The organism is Brucella sp. H1_1004 (assembly GCF_047308065.1).
In the GTDB taxonomy this organism is placed as follows: domain Bacteria; phylum Pseudomonadota; class Alphaproteobacteria; order Rhizobiales; family Rhizobiaceae; genus Brucella; species Brucella pseudogrignonensis_B.
Map to the genome: position 1 here is coordinate 154,539 of NZ_JAYKZA010000002.1, position 19,605 is coordinate 174,143.

Below are 19,605 nucleotides of genomic sequence, written 5' to 3' on the forward strand. Positions count from 1 at the left end.
GCGCGGCTTTGCGCTAAAGAAAAGCCACCTTGCCGGATTTAAATCAATTTAAATCCCCTAACCCGCGCTCATTATGGAGGAACGCTGTTATGAAGTTTTTCGTCGACACTGCGGACGTCAAGGAAATCCGCGAACTCAACGATCTCGGTCTGGTTGATGGCGTGACCACCAATCCATCGCTGATCCTGAAGTCCGGCCGCGATATTCTTGAAGTAACCAAAGAAATCTGCTCCTTCGTCAAGGGTCCGGTTTCGGCTGAAGTTGCTGGAACAGAATATGAGCAGATCATGAAGGAAGCTGCCGTCATTGCCAAGATCGCAGACAATATCTGCATCAAGCTGCCATTGACGCTCGATGGCCTCAAGGCTTGTAAGGCACTGACCTCCGATGGTCACAAAACCAACGTGACGCTCTGCTTCTCAGCCAATCAGGCTCTGCTCGCTGCAAAGGCTGGTGCTACATTCGTTTCGCCATTCATCGGCCGTATCGATGATATGGGCATCAACGGCATGGAACTGATTGCTGAAATCCGTACCATCTTCGACAACTACGATTTCCGTACCGAAATCCTGGCTGCTTCGGTTCGCACCGTAAACCACGTCAAGGAAGCTGCTCTCATCGGCGCAGACGTTGTTACTGCACCACCAGCAACACTCAAGGCACTCGTCAAGCATCCGCTGACCGACAAGGGCCTCGAAACATTCCTCGCCGACTGGGCGAAGACTGGCCAGAAAATCGCTTAATCAGTTCACTGATTAAAATACAAAACGGCGGATCAGTGATCCGCCGTTTTTGTTTATCCAAGTTCCGTTTCGCCATCATGCTTTGCAACATGGATCGGCCTGCTACCGCAATATTCGGTAATCGCCTCAGCAAGCCGAGCCGAATGTGTCACCACCCATATCTGGCTGCGCTCAGAAGCGCGCGCGATCATCTTAGCAAGCGATGGTATCATATCGGGATGCAGGCTTGCCTCTGGCTCATTCAAAGCAATCAAAGGCGGCAAGCGGTAAGACAAAAGCGCCCCAGCCAAAGCCAGCAAACGTATCTGCCCATCGGACAACTCACCCGGACTAAACACGCGATGCGGAAAAGCTGGGAAACTCAGACCAAATGTCGCCGTCTCTTGCGGATAGGGGGTATCGAGCTTCGCGCCTTCAAGCGCACTTGCAATCAACTCACCGAGATCAACCGTATCCTGACGGATATGCGCAAGCGTCGCAAAGACCGAAGCGAGATTGTTGCCGTCTTCATCGAGCATCGAAGCGGTTGCTGCGATTGATGGCTGACGCATAGGTGCATCGCGGTCACTTCTGAAACCATGATAGAAACGCCAGCCGCGCATTTGCGCCGCGAGATCACCGATCTCAGGATAATGCCCGGATTGTCCAAGCACCGACAATGCACTCTCCGACGTCAAAAGACGACTTGGATGTTCGGTTCGCCGCCCCTCCCCGTCGCGCGCAAAAACCGCAGGTCCTTTGCGATCCATGAGATCAACAGGACGTCGCCCGGTATCGAGATTAAGCTGCTCTTGCTTGATCTGTGGTTCGAACGGAAATGCACCCGATACCGGCGGCGGCAGACCAGCCTCGACACGATAAGACAAGCGCGAGGCAAGCCGTTCGTCTTCAAACTCGGCTTCAAGAATGATTCGGGCGGACTCCTGCTTGCGCCGCACACCGCCCCACATGGCGGATTGCATGCCACCTTCACGGACAATTTCATTTGAGAACGTACCTTGGGCGGCAGCCTTCACCAATTGCAGGGCGCGATAGAGATTGGATTTCCCGGCACCATTTTCACCAACAAAAACCGTAACCTGTCCGAGATCAAACCGGACAGACCGAAGTGAACGATAGCCTTTTGCTGAGAATGAAACGAGCCGCATAATTTCCTCTGTCAGATAAGCAAAAGGCGGCACAAGATGCGCCGCCTTTTATAATTCAACGAACTAATCCGCTCAGAGCTTCGACATCTGCATCGCGATGGCGAGATAAATCTGCTCGGCCAGTTCTTCGGCAGCACGCTTGGTCGCATCACGCTCTGCACGCAGGTTTGCAAATTCCTGACGCGGACGGTCAAACGACGCGCCAACAGTGCGCGTACCGGCTTTCAACGGCTTGCCGTCCTTATCAAACAACACGAAGTTGGACTTTGCATTGACCGTACCTGCCGATGGACGGCCCGTGCGATCAGTCTGATCGCCAATATCAACACTGACAAATGACGTGACCGACTTGCTCAGACCAAGACGGAGTTTATAGACCGGATTTGCAGGCTCGCCAGCGCCGCCCGAAAGCAAGAAAATCAGCCGGTTGCGAACCTGAACACCATAAATGTCATTCACCGGCTCAACCGAGATCGATGCCAGCTTCGAGCGCATATCCGGCGTAACACTGCCACCGATGGTGCTGCCAGCACTGCCGCCGCCCGAATAGAGCGGCTGCACGGTGCAGCCAGCCAGAAGAACCGCAGCTCCGAGTGCCACAACGGCAACGCGGAGGTTCTTAACAGCGGTCATGAAGCGATCAGGCAACGACATTGACGATCCTTTGCGGAACCACGATGATCTTCTTCGGCGTGCCCCCTTCGAGAGCTGCCTTGACAAAGTCAAGTTCGAGCACTGCCTGTTGGATTGTAGCTTGATCAGCGTCGCGCGCGATTGTCAAATCACCACGCTTCTTACCGTTAATCTGAACCGGCAGAACGATCTCGTTTTCCACGATCATCGCTGCATCAAACTTCGGCCATGGCGCAGTTGCGGCAATCGTTTGCTCGCCAGCAATTGTTCCACCAAGCTCGCTCACACATTGTTCAGCCAAATGCGGCATCATCGGTGCCAGCATCAGAACTAGCATTTCAGTGGCCTCGCGCACAGCGCCCTTTAGCTGCTCATCAGCCTTACCAGATGCAACCTGCTGCAATGGTGCTGCAAGTGTGTTGACCAGTTCGTAAAGACGGGCAACAGCGCGGTTGAAAGCGAGCTTTTCAATGTCATCGCCGACAGCCTGAACCGTCTTGTGCGCAGCTTTCGTAACAGCAAGTGCTTCGCCTTCTGCACCGGACTTCGCAACAACATCCTTCAGAACAGGAGCAGCTTCCGAAACCAGACGCCACACGCGCTGCACAAAGCGATGTGCACCTTCGGCACCCGCTTCCGTCCAGATCACATCCCGTTCTGGCGGGCTGTCGGAGAGCATAAACCAGCGTGCAGTATCAGCACCGTAAGACGAGATAATGTCGTCCGGATCGACCACATTCTTCTTCGACTTCGACATTTTTTCAATCGAGCCGATTTCAACCGGAGCGCCACTATCAAGCATAGTCGCAATGCGCTTGCCGTCTGATTCTTCAATGCGAATATCGGCAGGTGCCACCCACTGGCCATTAGCCTTATAGGTTTCATGCACCACCATGCCCTGCGTGAACAAGCCCTTGAACGGCTCATCAATGCCGACATGACCAGCCACTTTCATGGCGCGGGTGAAGAAGCGCGAATAGAGCAGATGCAGGATCGCATGCTCAACGCCGCCAATATACTGATCAACCGGCAACCAGCGATCCGCAGCCACGCGATCTGTCGGCTCGTTTTCCCAAGGAGCCGTGAAGCGTGTGTAATACCACGACGAATCGACGAACGTATCCATCGTATCGGTTTCGCGACGCGCTTCGCCACCGCATTTCGGGCACTTCACATGACGCCATGTTGCATGACGATCAAGCGGATTGCCCGGGCGGTCAAACTCGACATCATCCGGCAGCTTGACCGGCAGATCGGCACGCGGCACCGGATTAACGCCACAGCTTTCGCAATGGATCATCGGGATCGGACAACCCCAGTAACGTTGGCGCGAAATACCCCAGTCACGCAGACGGAACTGAACTTTACGTTGAGCCTGCGGGCGACCATCAAGCTCAGTCTTTTCGAGACGATCAGCCACTTCAGCAAATGCTGCTTCCGGTGTCATACCATCCAGGAAGCGCGAATTGATCATCACGCCATCGTCGGTGAAAGCCGTTTCGCCAACGCTAAAGCTCGCAGCATCCTCACCCTTTGGCAGAACAACTGGTGTGACTTTCAGCTCATATTTATTGGCGAAATCCAGATCGCGCTGATCATGCGCCGGGCAGCCGAACACCGCGCCCGTACCATATTCCATCAGCACGAAATTGGCGACATAGAGCGGCAGCTCCCAGTTTTCATCAAACGGGTGCTTGACCTTAACGCCAGTATCAAAGCCCTTCTTTTCAGCCTTTTCCAGCGCTTCAAGCGACGTGCCATGCTGATGGCACTCATCAATGAATGAGGTCAGCTCAGCATTGTTTTCAGCAAGCGTCTTAGCCAGCGGATGATCAGGCGAGATCGCCACGAAAGACGCACCGAACAACGTGTCCGGGCGGGTCGTGTAAACCTCAACTTCCGAGAAACCGGCCGGGGCCGTAGACGCATTCAATGCGAAACGAACCTGCAAGCCTTCCGACTTACCGATCCAGTTCTTCTGCATGACGCGGACTTTTTCCGGCCACTGGTCAAGTGTGTCGAGACCAGCCAGCAAGTCTTCGCTGAAATCGGTGATCTTGAAGAACCACTGCGTCAGTTCGCGCTGTTCGACCAGCGCACCTGAACGCCAGCCGCGGCCATCCACCACCTGCTCATTGGCGAGAACGGTGTTGTCGACCGGGTCCCAGTTGACCTTGGAGGTCTTGCGCGTCACCAGACCTTTTTCAAACAGGTCAATGAACAGCATCTGCTGACGATGGTAGTATTCGACATCGCAGGTCGCAAACTCACGCGACCAGTCGAGCGAAAGACCCATGGATTTCAGCTGACGCTTCATCGTGTCGATGTTCTGATAGGTCCATTCTTTCGGATGCACTTTGTTCTGCATTGCCGCGTTTTCCGCAGGCATGCCGAATGCGTCCCAACCCATCGGATGAAGGACGTTAAAACCCTTGGCACGCTTGTAACGCGCCACCACATCACCCATCGCATAGTTACGCACATGGCCCATGTGAATGCGCCCTGACGGATAAGGGAACATTTCGAGCACGTAGTATTTTTCGCGCGGATCGCTGTTGTCAGTCTCGAAAGTCTGGTTTTCTTCCCAGATTTTCTGCCAATGTGCTTCCGCAACACGCGGATTATAACGTTCGGATGCCATGAGCGTATTTACTCGTACGAAGGTGATGCAATAAGGAGAGTCGATATTTAATGGCGACCTTCACCACGTATTGGCGAGAGCGTCAAGTTTTTGCGGACTTAAAAGCCTGAAAGCGAGAGTTTCATGTCAGATATTGGTTCGAACCTGAACACGGTCAAGACCGCGATTGCAAATGCAGAGAAAGAAGCGCACCGCAAAAAAGGCTCTGTCACACTCGTTGCTGTGTCCAAAACATTCGATGCAGACGAAATTCGCCCGGCGCTCGATCTCGGTCAGCGGGTGTTTGGTGAGAACCGCGTTCAGGAAGCGCAAGCCAAGTGGCCAGGCTTACGCGAAGCCTATTCCGATATTGAATTACATCTCATCGGACCGCTGCAATCAAACAAAGCAGCCGATGCTGTTGCTCTGTTTGATGTGATCGAAACTGTGGACCGCGAGAAGATCGCCGCCGCTTTAGCTGTCGAGATCAAAAAGCAGGGCAAAAGTCCAAAGCTCTATGTACAAGTGAATACCGGCCTTGAAGAACAAAAAGCTGGCATACCGCCAAAAGAGGCTGTTGCCTTTGTCGAACGCTGCCGCACGGAACACGGCCTCTCAATAGAAGGTCTGATGTGTATCCCGCCAGCGGATGCAAATCCTGGGCCGCATTTTGCACTGCTGGAAAAGATCGCCCGCGAAGCAGGCGTCGAAAAGCTCTCCATGGGCATGTCCGGCGACTTCGAGACTGCGGTTAGTTTCGGTGCAACCTCTGTGCGTGTTGGCTCAGCAATCTTTGGCGGACGGGCCTATTCACCATCCGCCTGATTGTTTTATCAATGCAGCAGCATTTCTCCCTTTAAATGCTTCCAGTCTGATGGCCCCAGCAGTTTGCAATGCGCATAGACAACCGAATGCAGCGGGCCATCGATCTTTTCTTTCCAGAATTCTATGAAATGATGCAGCACCGGAAATTCCGGTGCGAGATCATAATCCTGCCAGACAAAAAGCTGCAGCAAATGCGGATGATCAGGCATATGGTAGAAAAGCTTTGCCGTTGTCAGACCGTAACCGGCAAGCTGTAATTCAAAAGCAGACTTTGAAAGAAAAGCGGATGTCGTCATGGCGATTTCCCCTTTTTATAGGAATCTCATTGTGAACATTCAGCGGACCCCACAGAAATTATAATTGCAGAAATTAGTTTTTAAAAAGTAAAAACAATATGTTAGCATCGTCTAGGTATGAGTGCTGCCACGCTGATCATATTTTCATGCTGCGTCACTGTGGACCATAGTCGATCCGAATGTCTAATTTACGTTGAGCCAGACGGAATGTAGATGAGTCTGGCGATAGCTTCGCCCCGATGCGAGCTATCGATTGCGGCGGGAGGATCGCCGGACAGCAAGGAGGACGACATGTCGGAAAAGCTTTACCCTGTTCTGCCGGAGGCAAAGAAAAACACGCTCATCGACAACGAGAAATATCTCGAATGGTATAATGAGAGCGTGACCGACCCGGATGGATTCTGGGCCAAGCACGGCCGACGGATTGATTGGTTCAAACCCTTCACCAAAGTCAAAAATACCGATTTCAACGGCGACGTTTCGATCAAGTGGTATGAGGACGGTGTTACCAACATCTCCTACAACTGTATCGACCGTCATCTGAAAAGCCGTGGCGATCAGGTTGCGATTATATGGGAGGGCGACAATCCCTATATCGACAAAAAGATCACCTATCGCGAGCTGCATGAAAATGTCTGCCGCCTTGCCAATGTGCTCAAAAAGCATGGCGTCAAGAAAGGCGATCGCGTTACCATCTATCTACCGATGATCCCGGAAGCCGCCTATGCGATGCTGGCCTGCGCCCGTATCGGTGCAGTGCATTCCGTTGTTTTCGCTGGTTTCTCGCCAGAAGCGCTGGCAGGTCGTATCGTTGACTGCGAATCCACTTTCGTTATCACAGCCGATGAAGGCGTGCGTGGCGGCAAGCCAGTCCCGCTGAAAGAGAACACCGACACGGCTATCGACATTGCCGCCAAGCAGTATGTGTTCGTCAACAAGGTTCTGACTGTACGCCGCACCGGCGGCAAGGTCAGCTGGGGCCCGGGCCGCGATCTTTGGTATCATCAGGAAGTCGCAAGCGTCGAACCGACTTGCGAACCAGAACCGATGAATGCGGAAGATCCGCTGTTCATTCTTTATACGTCCGGCTCAACCGGCAAGCCTAAGGGTGTGCTGCACACCACCGGCGGCTATCTCGTCTATGCATCGATGACACACCAATATGTCTTCGACTATCATGACGGCGACATCTACTGGTGTACTGCGGATGTGGGCTGGGTCACAGGCCATTCCTATATCGTCTACGGACCGCTGGCCAATGGCGCAACAACACTGATGTTTGAAGGCGTCCCCAATTTCCCTGATCAGGGACGTTTCTGGGAAGTGATTGACAAGCATCATGTCAACATCTTCTACACTGCACCAACGGCGATCCGCGCGCTGATGGGCGCAGGCGATGACTTTGTTACCCGCTCGTCGCGTTCCACGCTGCGCCTTCTCGGCTCAGTCGGCGAGCCGATCAACCCGGAAGCATGGGAATGGTATTACAACGTAGTCGGCGATCAGCATTCGCCAATCGTTGATACATGGTGGCAGACAGAAACCGGCGGTATTCTGATTACACCATTGCCGGGCGCAACCGATCTCAAGCCGGGTTCTGCAACCCGCCCATTCTTTGGTGTAAAGCCACAGTTGGTTGATAATGAAGGCGCTGTTGTTGAAGGCGCAGTCGATGGCAATCTTTGTATCATCGACAGCTGGCCGGGCCAGATGCGCACACTTTACGGCGATCACAAGCGCTTCATCGAGGCTTACTTCTCCACCTATAAGGGCAAGTATTTCACAGGTGACGGCTGCCGTCGCGATGAAGACGGCTATTACTGGATCACCGGCCGCGTCGATGACGTGCTCAACATTTCCGGCCATCGTCTCGGCACGGCGGAAATTGAGTCGGCGCTCGTCTCGCACCATTCGGTATCGGAAGCCGCCGTTGTCGGCTATCCGCACCCAATCAAGGGACAGGGCATTTATTGCTATGTTACGCTGATGACCGGCGAAAGCGTGCAGGACGAAGAAGCCCTGCGCAAAGAGCTGACACAGCATGTGCGCAAGGAAATCGGGCCTATCGCAACGCCGGATAAGATTCAGTTTTCACCCGGCCTGCCGAAAACCCGTTCGGGCAAGATCATGCGCCGTATCCTGCGCAAGATTGCTGAAGATGAGTTCGGCTCGCTTGGCGATACGTCGACACTCGCCGATCCGGGCGTCGTGGATGATCTGATCGAAAACCGCCAGAACAAGAAGTAGTAAAAAGCCCCGGGAAACCGGGGCTTTTAATTTCAACTGAAGACCAGGTTGCCCATATCTAGCTCATAGATTTTTCTCGCAGCCAATGCGGAGATTGGATTTGCCAACGGCCGCACATCTGAAAGCTCCCATGCAAACCACCCATCTTCAAAAGACGAAGCGCAAGCAGCCGCTAGGTCGTCTAGCGTAAATGGACGAACATGCACAATTTTCACAACCGCCAGCGCATAGCCATCCGGGTCAACGCTGATCATATCGCCCAGGAAAAATTTATTCTCTACGATTAGAACATCTTCATAGGGAGTAACATCAGGAACCCACTTTCTCACTTCAAGCGTCTTCTCGCCGGAAGCGATTTTACTGCCACTCGGAGCGACTATGGAAATTGCCTTGATTTTCAAAATGCACGCCCCGAACAGCTCAAAAATCTATCGTTCGCCCCTTAATTTCCCAGTCGCCAAAGCGCGCTGGATCTTTACCGCCGCGCCCGCCAATCTCGCGCGGAAGTATTTCAGCGCTTTCGGCGGCGCGGCGTTCTTCTGCTTCCCTTAACGCGCGCTGAGCTGCTGGCGGCAGCGTGTCGATTTTGCGCCGATCAGCGTTGTCATTCAATTCTGTTTCGTTGAACTTATCGGTCATAAGCGGCAAATCCATTATTGAAGCGGTAACGTTCCATACCCATCATATAGTTAAACTTCGTGGGTAAGCAAAACCCCGATTGATATAAACTGTTGCTGAATTGGAGATCTCGACACATGAATATGATGAAAACTGCCATGCTGATTGCTCTCATGACAGTCATGTTCATGAGCATTGGTTATTTGTTGGGCGGCGGCGGCGGCATGATGATCGCGCTCGTGGTCGCTGTAGCCACGAACCTGTTTGGCTATTGGAACTCCGACAAAATGGTGCTGCGCATGTATAATGCGCAGGAAGTCGATGAGCGTTCCGGCTCCGATTATTATCGGATGGTCAGTGGTCTCGCTGCCAATGCAGGACTACCGATGCCAAAAGTCTATATCATCCATGAAGACCAGCCCAACGCCTTTGCCACAGGTCGCAACCCGGAAAATGCTGCCGTTGCAGCCACAACTGGCCTTCTCAACCGCCTGACGCCAGAAGAGGTTGCGGGTGTGATGGCGCATGAGCTGGCGCACGTTCAAAACCGCGATACGCTGACCATGACAATCGTGGCAACGCTTGCCGGTGCGATTTCCATGCTCGGCAATTTCGCTTTCTTCCTTGGTGGAAACCGCGAAAACGGCAATGGCATCATCGGCGTGATCGGCACGATCCTCGCGATGATCGTAGCGCCTTTTGCGGCAATGATCGTGCAGATGGCCGTCAGCCGCACCCGCGAATATGCAGCCGATCGTCGTGGTGCCGAGATTTGCGGCAACCCGCTCTGGCTTTCCTCAGCTCTTGGCAAGATTGCGCGTGGCGCCAAGTCTGTTGTCAATGAAGAAGCCGAACATAACCCCGCGACAGCGCATATGTTCATCATCAATCCGCTAAGCGGACGTGGTGCAGACAATCTGTTCTCGACCCACCCTGATACCGACAATCGTATTCAGGCACTCGAACAGATGGCAGCTGAAATGGGTATTCGCTCAGCGGGAATAACGCAGCGAAACGCGGCCCCTGCACAAAACAGTGGTCCTTGGGGGCAAACTAGTGGTAATGCAGACAAAAATAACAGCGGTGGTTCCAATTCTGGCTACCGAGGCCCGTGGTCGTAAAAACGCATCCCAAGCGTTAGATAAAGTAGAACAGCGTGAACGATAAGAAACCTGCGCCGAAGCGTGGAAATAACAAGTCGCAGACACATGATTACGTCGCAGACCGTGCTGAACAGCAAAGGCCCGGTCTTGCTGCACGTCTGACTGCGGCCCGGCTGCTTGGTGCGGTGATTGAAAAGAACACATCGCTTGACGGTCTGACAGATAACAGCCACGGGCATCCGCAATATCTCGCGCTCGAACCACGCGACCGCGCGCTGGTTCGCGCCATTTTGGGCTCCGCACTGCGCAATCGCGGCAGCATTGATAGGGCGATCAACAAGCGTCTTGATCGCCCATTGCCAGAAAATGCGCATGCGCTCAAACACTTGCTGCATGTTGCTGTCGCGCAGATTTTCTATCTCAACCTGCCCGATCATTCAGCGGTTGATCTGGCCGTTGAAGCGGCAAATTATGACCCGCGCAATCGCAAATATGCAGGTCTGGTGAACGCTCTTCTGCGTCGTCTGTCGCGTAACAAAGAACGCGCGCTCGAGCACACATTGCAGCCTGAAAAAAATGTGCCGGAATGGTTTTCAAGAAGCCTAATCGATTCCTATGGCCCCAAGAAAACCGAAGCTATTTTGACTATGCATGGTTACGAGCCGCCAATCGATTTCACCGTTAAAGGTGATCCGAAGGAATGGGCAGAGAAGCTCAGCGGTGTAGCCTTGCCTAACGGTTCTGTCCGTCTTGAAACGGTTGCGGGCAACCTCACCGACCTGCCCGGCTTTGCCGAAGGCGAATGGTGGGTGCAAGATGCCGCCGCAAGCTTGCCAGCGCGCCTGATGGGCGACATCAAAGGCAAGCGCTTGGCCGATCTTTGTGCAGCCCCCGGCGGTAAGACAGCACAGCTTGTGCTTCAGGGTGCTGATGTGACAGCGCTTGATATGTCAGAGAACCGCCTCAAGCGCCTAGACGGCAATCTGGAACGTCTGGGCCTTAAAGCCCGCACGGTTGCAAGCAATATGATGGATTTCAAGCCGGATACGTTGTTTGATGCCGTATTGCTGGATGCGCCCTGCTCATCCACCGGCACCGTGCGCCGTCACCCGGATGTGCCATGGACCAAAACACCGCAGGATATTAAGAAGCTCGCGACACTTCAGGCCAAAATGCTTGAGAAGGCCATCACGCTTGTGAAACCCGGCGGCACGATATTGTTCTCCAATTGCTCGTTGCATCCGCAGGAGGGCGAGGACATGGCCCGCAATGCGCTCAAAAATCCGGCCATTGAAGCCTATCCTATCACGCTTGACGATTGCCCCGGCCTTGAAGGCTTGGTCACCAAAGAAGGCTTCCTGCGCTCAACCCCTGCCGATCTGCCTCCGGAAAGGTTCGATGGTAATCCGAATATGGCAGGCATGGACGGCTTTTTCGCCGCTCGTTTCAGACGTAAGGCCTAAAGCATGTCGCGGAAAAGTGGGAATCGCCTGCGCGGGGAAATTAGTCCACTGGACTAATTTCTGATCCCGCTTCAATCCGATAACGACATGCGTGAAAACAACGACTTAAAGCGCGTCTCTTGAATACGATAAATTGCGACGCGCTTTAATCAGTTAGCAATTGCTGATTAAAATCGATGGATTTGGCATAATGGGTGCTTTGCACCCATTATGGTTAACACTCGATTCACCATTATAGACGATTCTAAGAATGCATGATTCCGAAGTCCGGAAACCGGCATTTCGATACATCATGACGTGAAAGGACGGACCTGCCTTATCGGGTCCATTGCGAATGAATTTGAATACGGAGAACGAGAGGGTGGCAGTCGCGTTGAGCGAAACCCCGCATCTTTGGGGACTGGCTGTTGCACAGGCTTGGCGCAAGTTTAGCCGTCGCCTGCGCATGGGCCCGCTTTACCGCTGGCGTTTCACCGGCTTCACGCCGGAACGCATCCTGATTGCTCCCCCCGATCTCCGCGTTGCCGATCCACAATTGGCACAGGAATTCTACCACGGTCGTTTCGCGCTGGCTGGTCGGCTTGTTGAAACTGGCGGCATGTCGCCTTTTGCAGTCGAACCACCAACATCGGAATGGGAAGCAGCGCTTCAGGGCTTTGGCTGGCTTAGGCATCTCAAAAGTGCCAACAGCGAACTTGCCACCGCAAACGCGCGCGCACTGGTCGATGACTGGATGCGTTTTTATGGCAAGCGCATCGGCGGTCTTGCCTGGTCGCCGGAAGTAACGGCGCAGCGCATCATCGCTTGGCTGCAGCATTCCAATCTGATTTTGTCTGGCGCAGAACTACCTGCTTATCGCAAGTTTATGCGTTCGCTTGCCATGCAAGTGCGTTATCTGCGCACCGTCGCCTCCGCCATGGATGACGGCGAAGAACGTCTGCGTGCGCGCATTGCGCTTGCCTTTGCAGCACTTGCCCTACCCGTTTCGCCGCCGACCGCGCGCGCCGCACGCCGCAATCTCGAATATGAATTGAAACGGCAAATCCTTCCTGATGGCGGGCATACCTCGCGCAATCCGGTGACGATCCTTGAATTGCTGGCCGATCTTCTGCCGCTGCGTCAGACCTATGCCAATGGCACGGAATCCCCGCCAAAGGCATTGATCGAAGCGGTCGAGCGTATGTTGCCGGCGCTGCGTTTCTTCCGACATCAGGATGGAAGTCTCGCATTGTTTAACGGCGTCGGCCCGACCTTGTCTGAGCGCATCATTTCCGTGCTGCGTCATGATGAAACCGCAGGCTCACCGCTGACACACGCGCCCTATTCCGGTTATGAACGCCTTTCGATGGGGGCGACCACGATTATCGCCGATACGGGTCTGCCGCCGCCGGTGACGGCATCGCGCGATGCCCATGCCGGTTGCCTCGCCTTTGAAATGTCCTCAGGGCGCCAGCGCTATATTGTAAATTCCGGCATCGACCGTTACGGCCCGCCGGAATTTCGTCCCCTAGGTCGCTCAACTGCCGCACATTCGACCGCCACCATCAATGATACGTCATCATGCCGTTTCAGTCATAATACCGGCCTGTCCAGCATGATTGGCACACCAATCGTTGCCGGCCCGACCCGCGTTCAACGCGACCGTGTGGAAGATCAGGGGCGGCAAGGTTTTGTCGCGAACCATGATGGCTATGTTCGCTTGTTCGGTATTTTTCATGAACGCCGTGTTGTGCTTTCACATAATGGGAGTGTCATTCAGGGTGCCGACCGTTTCTATCGTGGCGATGCCAAAGCGTTGAAAGCCAATGGCCGCGATAATGTTGCTGTGCGGTTTCATATCCATCCGTCGGTGGAAATCTCGTTTGATGAAAACGGGCTGATAAATCTAAGTGCTCCGCACGACGACACATGGGCTTTCTCTTGCTTTGAAGTGGCTCCGCAGCTTGAAGACAGCATCTTCTTTGCTGGTTTCCGCGGACCTGTGACATCAAAGCAAATCGTACTCTCGTTCCCGGCACACGAACTGCCGGAAGTGAACTGGCAATTCAGCCGTGTTGCCATCGGAAGCTATACCTAGCTCATAAAGCTTCGATCTCTGGCTTTTAGGGTATGATTCACGTCTCAGCTGTGCTAACTCGCCATCGTCCCACCCTTCCTGAACGCAAAACGCTTCAGCAACGAAGAGACCGTTTCCTATGGCTGTCAGCTCCAAGCATATTCCCGCTCCCGATCTTCATCGGGTGCGCCGCGCCCTTCTTTCCGTGTCCGACAAGACCGGTCTCATCGATTTCGCTAAGGCACTTCATGCCCACGGCGTTGAAATTCTCTCGACCGGCGGCACCGCCAAGTCGATTGCCGCCGAAGGCATTCCTGTAAAAGACGTTTCGGAAGTTACCGGCTTCCCGGAAATCATGGACGGGCGCGTAAAAACTCTGCATCCATCGGTTCACGGCGGCCTGCTTGCAGTGCGCAACGATCCTGAACATGTTGCGGCGATGAAAGCCCACGGTATTGGCGGCATCGATCTGGCCGTCATTAATCTCTACCCATTTGAAGAAGTCCGCTTCAAGGGCGGCGACTACGACACCACTGTCGAAAACATCGACATTGGTGGACCGGCCATGATCCGCGCCTCGGCAAAGAACCACGCCTATGTCGCAACCGTTGTCGATCCGGCTGACTATGCAGACGTTGTAACTGAACTCGAAAAGAACGAAGGCTCGCTGCCTCTTTCTTTCCGCAAAAAGCTCGCAGCCAAGGCATTTTCACGCACAGCCGCTTATGATGCTGCTATTTCCAACTGGTTTGCCGAAGCAATCAATGATGAAACCCCAACCTATCGCTCGGTTGCAGGCAAGCTGCACTCCGTCATGCGCTATGGTGAAAACCCACATCAGACCGCGGGCTTTTATCTGACGGGCGAACAGCGTCCGGGCGTGGCCACAGCAACCCAGCTTCAGGGCAAGCAGCTTTCCTATAACAACATCAACGACACCGATGCCGCTTTTGAGCTCGTAGCCGAGTTTGACCCAGCCCGCACCGCAGCCGTTGCCATCATCAAGCACGCCAATCCATGCGGTGTTGCGGAAGCCGCCACCATCAAGGAAGCCTATCTCAAGGCGCTCGCTTGCGATCCAGTTTCGGCCTTTGGTGGTATTGTTGCGCTCAACAAGACACTTGATGAAGCCGCCGCTGAAGAAATCGTCAAAATCTTCACCGAAGTCATCATCGCACCGGACGCGACCGAAGGCGCACAGGCGATCGTTGCAGCCAAGAAGAACCTGCGTCTGCTGGTAACGGGCGGTCTGCCTGATCCGCGCGCCAAGGGCATTGCAGCGAAAACCGTTGCAGGCGGCCTGCTGGTGCAGTCACGCGACAACGGCAATGTCGATGACCTTGATCTCAAGGTCGTCACCAAGCGGAGCCCGAGCGAAGCCGAACTCAACGACATGAAGTTCGCTTTCCGCGTTGGCAAGCATGTGAAGTCGAACGCCATTGTTTACGTCAAGGATGGCGCAACAGTCGGCATCGGCGCAGGCCAGATGAGCCGCGTGGACTCGGCCCGTATCGCAGCGCGTAAGGCAGAAGATGCAGCAGAAGCAGCCGGTCTTGCTGAGCCGCTGACCAAGGGCTGCGTTGTTGCATCCGACGCGTTCTTCCCGTTTGCTGACGGTTTGCTGTCTGCTGTTCAGGCAGGCGCCACTGCGGTTATCCAGCCGGGCGGCTCGATGCGTGACGATGAAGTGATTGCAGCTGCTGACGAGCATGGCATTGCCATGGTGATGACTGGTATGCGTCACTTCCGCCATTAATTTCAGCAACTGCTGAAACAATTTTTAGCCCCCACAACTTCGGTGTTGCGGGGGCTATTTCTTTGCATTCATATCACTTTCGTTTAAGTTCAGTTTAGACTGCAATGAAACGCGGAGGAGCATTTTTAATGACACAGTTCGTCGGTTCTATCGATCAGGGAACCACCAGTTCGCGTTTCATTATTTTTGATAGAAACGGCAATATTGTCGCAATGGATCAGCGCGAACATGAGCAGATCTATCCCAAGGCTGGCTGGGTTGAGCACAATGCCAATGAAATCTGGCGCAATACGCAGCATGTTATCAGCGAAGCGCTGAAGAAAGCGAAGCTCAAGGCTTCCGATATTGCATCCGTAGGCATTACCAATCAGCGCGAAACAACGCTGCTGTGGGACAGGAATACCGGCGCACCGCTTTATAATGCCATTGTCTGGATGGACACACGTACGGACGAGCTGGTCGATCATTTTGTGAAAGATGGTGGTGCAGATCGTCTGCGCGATAAGACCGGAATGCCAATTTCGACTTATTTCTCCGGCCTTAAACTGCGCTGGATACTTGATAATATTCCGGGAGCGCGTGAAAAGGCAGAAGCAGGCGATGCGCTGTTCGGCACGATGGATAGCTGGCTTGTCTGGAATCTCACCGGCGGCACAAATGGCGGCATTCACATCACTGATGTAACCAATGCGTCACGCACGCAGTTGATGGACTTGTCTACGCTCAAATGGGACGAGGAAATCTTGCAGCTGTTCGGTATTCCCGCAGCTTGCCTGCCGGAAATTCGTTCATCCAGCGAAGTCTATGGCGAGATTACCCTGCCCGCGCTTGTCAGTGTGAAGCTTGCAGGCATTCTGGGCGATCAGCAGGCAGCCCTTTTCGGTCAAGCCTGCCTTGATCCGGGCGAAGCCAAGAACACCTATGGCACCGGCTGCTTCATGTTGATGAATACAGGGGAGAAGCTGGTTCCATCCACCTATGGACTTCTCACGACTGTTGCATATCAGCTTGGTGAACAAAAGCCAGTCTATGCGCTGGAAGGCTCGATTGCCATCACCGGCGCACTTGTGCAATGGCTGCGCGATAATCTTGGCATTATCAAAGCCAGCGCTGACATTGAAACACTGGCGCGCACAGTCGAAGACAATGGCGATGTCTATTTCGTCCCGGCCTTCTCCGGCCTTTATGCACCGCATTGGGAAGATTCCGCACGCGGCGTCATTGCTGGCCTGACACGCTTTGCAAATAAAGGTCACATCGCCCGCGCCGCCCTTGAAGCAAGTGCCTATCAGGTGCGCGAAGTGCTGGAAGCCATGGCCAAGGATTCAGGTGTAGAGATCACTGAACTGCGCGCTGATGGCGGCATGACCATCAACGAACTGCTTATGCAGTTTCAGTCTGATATTCTGAATGTTCCGGTCGTGCGTCCGAAGATCATCGAAACCACTTCCCTGGGTGCAGCTTATGCGGCTGGGCTTGCGGTCGGCTATTGGAAGTCGACCAACGACATTATTGAGAACTGGCAGGTCGGCCAGCGCTGGCATCCAAAGATGACGGCAAAGGAACGCACCAGTCTGTTCAACGCGTGGGAGAAGGCCGTGCAGCGGTCTCTCAACTGGGTCGATTAGAACATAATCCGACCGGAGTGGAACGAGGATCGATAAGATTATGCTTAAAGTAAAAGGTTTTAGAGCGCCGATCTGATTCAATCAGATCGAAACGGGCTCTAAAACGAAGGCTCTCGTAACAAACCAAACTTGAAAACGATCAATGATTATCGACAGCCGGTGAGTAAATCCGCTCACCGGGCGGCTTTTTAGTACCTAAATTATTTTCTCGGAGTAGATGATGCGTAATGGTTTTATCGGCGAATTTCTTGGCACAATGGTACTTATCCTGTTGGGCGATGGCGTGGTTGCAAACGTGCTTCTTGCAAAATCCAAAGGCCAGAATTCCGGCTGGATCGTCATTACCGCAGGCTGGGGCTTTGCGGTTCTCTGCGGCGTGATGGTTGGATTTGCAGCTGGCAGTGCAGGTCATCTAAACCCTGCCGTGACGCTTGCCTTTTTTGCGGCCGGTAGTTTTCCGGCGGCTAACGTAGCGCCCTATATTGCGGCGCAGATGCTTGGTGCTTTCGCAGGTGCAGTGCTTGTCTATCTCGCCTACCTGCCCCACTGGAAGCCAACGGAAGACAAAGGCCTCAAGCTCGGCGTCTTCTGCACCGGACCTGCCATCCGCAATCTTCCGGCAAATTGCCTCACAGAGATCATTGGCACTTTCGTGTTGGTATTCGTTGTCATTGCCATTGGGGCAAAGGCCGTCGGTGCAACAGGCGTCCTTGGACCACTGATGGTCGGCCTGCTTGTCTGGGCACTTGGTGTTTCACTGGGTGGGCCAACAGGCTATGCAATCAATCCGGCACGCGATCTCGGACCACGCATCGCCCATGCATTGCTGCCAATTCCGGGTAAAGGTGGCTCGGATTGGTCTTATGCCTGGGTGCCCGTAGCAGCCCCCATCATCGGCGGACTGATCGCAGTTACCTGCGCCAAAGCTGCTGGCATGATGTGAACTATAGGGCGCAGCGTCATCGCTGCGCCCTATTTTCAAACACGCTCAGCCGGATAGGGCGTAGCTTTGGCCAGCAGAAAACCTGCACCAAATAACACGACCAACACCGACATGCCGAGCGCCGCCGATCCGCTGAGCGCTGTAACAGTCGCCACCAGAAATGGTCCAATGAAACTGGTGGCCCGCCCTGCCAACGCATAGATACCAAAATAACGGCCTGACTCTTCAGGCTTAATGCTGCGCGCAAACCACGACCGCGATGATGCCTGCACAGGCCCGAATGCGGCTCCAATCATCAACCCGTAGATCAGATAAGCGTGCTCGGCAGGTGTTGCGAACAAGCCTTTCGCATCAGTCGGCGCGAATGAAATTAAGCCAAACATCGTATAGTCATGGCCCGTCGATACAATCCCAAGAGACGCTATAAATAGCAGGACAATCGATCCTAGAACCACAACCTTTGATCCCACCCGCGTATCCAGCTTGCTTGCAATCAGACAGCTAAAAATAGCCATCACGTTCAGGATCATGCCAAACAGACCAATTTCGGTGATAGACCAGCTGAATAGCACTGCCGCGTAACCAGCGCCAAGCGCCAGCAGCGCATTGACGCCATCCTGATAAACCATACGCGCAATCAGGAAACGGGTAATGCCGGGACGTTTGCGAACTTCGCCAAGCGTATTTTTCAATTCACTCAAACCTGAGCGCAAAGCTGGTGCAAGTTTTTCACCTTTCGCCACATCAGGCGTGAAGAAAAACATCGGCAGGATAAACACGAAATACCATAGAGCAGAAATCGGTCCGGCTATGCGTCCGTCTTCGCCTTTCACTGGATCAAGCCCAAACAGCGGATCAATGCCAATGATTGTTTTACCTGTTTGAGGTGAAGCAGCCAGACAAAACACGATAAAAATCAGCACCGTCATGCCACCAAGATAGCCAAGCCCCCAAGCAATATTCGACACCCGGCCAATATCTTTTTGCGGAACAAGCCGCGGCATCATGGAATCATTAAAGACAATCGAGAACTCTGCCGCAATCATCGCCAACGCAAATGCAAACAGCACCCAATAAATATTGGCACCCGGAACAGCGAACCACAGCGTAGCAAGCGCTGTAATCTTGATAATCGCAAAGAACGCTATCCATGGTTTTCGCGGTCCTGTTCTGTCAGACACAGCTCCGAGGATTGGCGACAGGATCGCAACCGCAAGCCCTGCTGCTGCAAAGCCATAGCCCCATGCGATCTGCCCAGCCTCTGGGCTCTCTGCCATGCGGGAAATGAAATAAGGACCAAAAATAAACGTCGTGACGACTGTAAAAAACGGCTGCGCCGCCCAGTCAAAAAATATCCAACCCCACACACCGCGGCGCGAAGAATAGCTGTCTGTTGGCATTGCATGTTCCGTCATTTTCGCGCCCGTCCCCCGTGAAGCGCTGCGAACTTACACTGCTCGCTTTCACACCACAACAATGCAAAAAGGGCAGCCGAAGCTGCCCTTTTCATTTCCAATGGAATGCAT

The 19,605-nt window shown here is 53.8% G+C and carries 16 protein-coding genes; 9 read left to right on the forward strand and 7 right to left on the reverse strand.

Going from position 1 to position 19,605, the window contains the following annotated elements; genetic code table 11:
• The first annotated feature begins 89 nt into the window (after positions 1-89).
• Positions 90-743, forward strand: coding sequence for a fructose-6-phosphate aldolase (gene fsa, locus U2P60_RS07990; protein WP_250041236.1), 654 nt, complete (start codon positions 90-92; stop codon positions 741-743).
• Between the two features lie 53 nt (positions 744-796).
• Here fsa and U2P60_RS07995 read toward each other — a convergent pair whose 3' ends face one another.
• The 3 genes from U2P60_RS07995 to leuS all read right to left on the reverse strand — a co-directional run bounded on the left by U2P60_RS07995 (position 797) and on the right by leuS (position 5,165).
• Complete coding sequence (locus U2P60_RS07995; RefSeq protein WP_413572135.1) at positions 797-1,891, reverse strand: AAA family ATPase; 1,095 nt, start codon at positions 1,889-1,891, stop codon at positions 797-799.
• Positions 1,892-1,963: 72 nt separating this feature from the next.
• On the reverse strand, positions 1,964-2,545 hold the full coding sequence (lptE, locus tag U2P60_RS08000; RefSeq protein ID WP_413572136.1) for an LPS assembly lipoprotein LptE: 582 nt from the start codon (positions 2,543-2,545) through the stop codon (positions 1,964-1,966).
• A complete protein-coding gene (gene leuS / locus U2P60_RS08005) occupies positions 2,532-5,165 on the reverse strand; it encodes a leucine--tRNA ligase (protein ID WP_413572138.1) in 2,634 nt (877 codons plus the stop codon). The genes lptE and leuS overlap by 14 nt, the downstream gene beginning before the upstream one ends.
• A 123-nt stretch (positions 5,166-5,288) precedes the next feature.
• Here leuS and U2P60_RS08010 point away from each other — a divergent pair, with 123 nt between their 5' ends.
• The gene (locus tag U2P60_RS08010) at positions 5,289-5,969 is read left to right on the forward strand and encodes a YggS family pyridoxal phosphate-dependent enzyme (protein WP_413572139.1); all 681 of its coding nucleotides are present in this window, start codon (positions 5,289-5,291) and stop codon (positions 5,967-5,969) included.
• Between the two features lie 8 nt (positions 5,970-5,977).
• Here U2P60_RS08010 and U2P60_RS08015 read toward each other — a convergent pair whose 3' ends face one another.
• On the reverse strand, positions 5,978-6,265 hold the full coding sequence (locus U2P60_RS08015) for an usg protein (protein WP_413572140.1): 288 nt from the start codon (positions 6,263-6,265) through the stop codon (positions 5,978-5,980).
• A 291-nt stretch (positions 6,266-6,556) separates the two neighbouring features.
• Here U2P60_RS08015 and acs point away from each other — a divergent pair, with 291 nt between their 5' ends.
• Positions 6,557-8,512: an acetate--CoA ligase gene (gene acs, locus U2P60_RS08020; protein WP_413572141.1), complete on the forward strand. Its 1,956-nt coding sequence runs from the start codon at positions 6,557-6,559 to the stop codon at positions 8,510-8,512.
• Positions 8,513-8,544: 32 nt separating this feature from the next.
• Here the strand turns inward: acs and U2P60_RS08025 are convergent, their stop codons facing one another.
• Together U2P60_RS08025 and U2P60_RS08030 are read right to left on the reverse strand one after the other, a co-directional pair.
• Positions 8,545-8,913, reverse strand: coding sequence for an ASCH domain-containing protein (locus U2P60_RS08025; RefSeq protein WP_413572143.1), 369 nt, complete (start codon positions 8,911-8,913; stop codon positions 8,545-8,547).
• A gap of 19 nt (positions 8,914-8,932) precedes the next feature.
• A complete protein-coding gene (locus U2P60_RS08030; protein WP_413572145.1) occupies positions 8,933-9,151 on the reverse strand; it encodes a DUF1674 domain-containing protein in 219 nt (72 codons plus the stop codon).
• A gap of 116 nt (positions 9,152-9,267) precedes the next feature.
• On the opposite strand from U2P60_RS08030, the gene htpX reads away from it, so the two are divergent.
• From htpX to U2P60_RS08060, 6 genes are all read left to right on the forward strand, one after another.
• Positions 9,268-10,251, forward strand: coding sequence for a zinc metalloprotease HtpX (htpX, locus tag U2P60_RS08035; RefSeq protein ID WP_413572146.1), 984 nt, complete (start codon positions 9,268-9,270; stop codon positions 10,249-10,251).
• A 35-nt stretch (positions 10,252-10,286) separates the two neighbouring features.
• A complete protein-coding gene (locus tag U2P60_RS08040) occupies positions 10,287-11,696 on the forward strand; it encodes an RsmB/NOP family class I SAM-dependent RNA methyltransferase (protein ID WP_413572148.1) in 1,410 nt (469 codons plus the stop codon).
• A gap of 361 nt (positions 11,697-12,057) precedes the next feature.
• Entirely contained in the window at positions 12,058-13,773 is a 1,716-nt protein-coding gene (locus tag U2P60_RS08045; RefSeq protein ID WP_413572149.1) for a heparinase II/III family protein, read from the forward strand.
• 118 nt (positions 13,774-13,891) lie between these two features.
• A complete protein-coding gene (gene purH, locus U2P60_RS08050) occupies positions 13,892-15,508 on the forward strand; it encodes a bifunctional phosphoribosylaminoimidazolecarboxamide formyltransferase/IMP cyclohydrolase (protein ID WP_413572150.1) in 1,617 nt (538 codons plus the stop codon).
• 128 nt (positions 15,509-15,636) lie between these two features.
• Entirely contained in the window at positions 15,637-17,136 is a 1,500-nt protein-coding gene (gene glpK, locus U2P60_RS08055; protein ID WP_413572151.1) for a glycerol kinase GlpK, read from the forward strand.
• Between the two features lie 220 nt (positions 17,137-17,356).
• The gene (locus U2P60_RS08060; protein ID WP_413572152.1) at positions 17,357-18,079 is read left to right on the forward strand and encodes an MIP/aquaporin family protein; all 723 of its coding nucleotides are present in this window, start codon (positions 17,357-17,359) and stop codon (positions 18,077-18,079) included.
• A gap of 35 nt (positions 18,080-18,114) precedes the next feature.
• On the opposite strand, the gene U2P60_RS08065 is transcribed toward U2P60_RS08060, so the two are convergent.
• Positions 18,115-19,494, reverse strand: coding sequence for an MFS transporter (locus U2P60_RS08065; RefSeq protein WP_413572153.1), 1,380 nt, complete (start codon positions 19,492-19,494; stop codon positions 18,115-18,117).
• Positions 19,495-19,605 lie beyond the last annotated feature (111 nt).

Coding starts and splice junctions, on each gene's coding strand:
- fsa (WP_250041236.1), top strand. CDS start 90: ATGAAGTTTTTCGTCGACACTGCGGACGTCAAGGAAATCCGCGAACTC.
- U2P60_RS07995 (WP_413572135.1), bottom strand. CDS start 1,891: ATGCGGCTCGTTTCATTCTCAGCAAAAGGCTATCGTTCACTTCGGTCT.
- lptE (WP_413572136.1), bottom strand. CDS start 2,545: ATGTCGTTGCCTGATCGCTTCATGACCGCTGTTAAGAACCTCCGCGTT.
- leuS (WP_413572138.1), bottom strand. CDS start 5,165: ATGGCATCCGAACGTTATAATCCGCGTGTTGCGGAAGCACATTGGCAG.
- U2P60_RS08010 (WP_413572139.1), top strand. CDS start 5,289: ATGTCAGATATTGGTTCGAACCTGAACACGGTCAAGACCGCGATTGCA.
- U2P60_RS08015 (WP_413572140.1), bottom strand. CDS start 6,265: ATGACGACATCCGCTTTTCTTTCAAAGTCTGCTTTTGAATTACAGCTT.
- acs (WP_413572141.1), top strand. CDS start 6,557: ATGTCGGAAAAGCTTTACCCTGTTCTGCCGGAGGCAAAGAAAAACACG.
- U2P60_RS08030 (WP_413572145.1), bottom strand. CDS start 9,151: ATGACCGATAAGTTCAACGAAACAGAATTGAATGACAACGCTGATCGG.
- htpX (WP_413572146.1), top strand. CDS start 9,268: ATGAATATGATGAAAACTGCCATGCTGATTGCTCTCATGACAGTCATG.
- purH (WP_413572150.1), top strand. CDS start 13,892: ATGGCTGTCAGCTCCAAGCATATTCCCGCTCCCGATCTTCATCGGGTG.
- glpK (WP_413572151.1), top strand. CDS start 15,637: ATGACACAGTTCGTCGGTTCTATCGATCAGGGAACCACCAGTTCGCGT.
- U2P60_RS08060 (WP_413572152.1), top strand. CDS start 17,357: ATGCGTAATGGTTTTATCGGCGAATTTCTTGGCACAATGGTACTTATC.
- U2P60_RS08065 (WP_413572153.1), bottom strand. CDS start 19,494: ATGACGGAACATGCAATGCCAACAGACAGCTATTCTTCGCGCCGCGGT.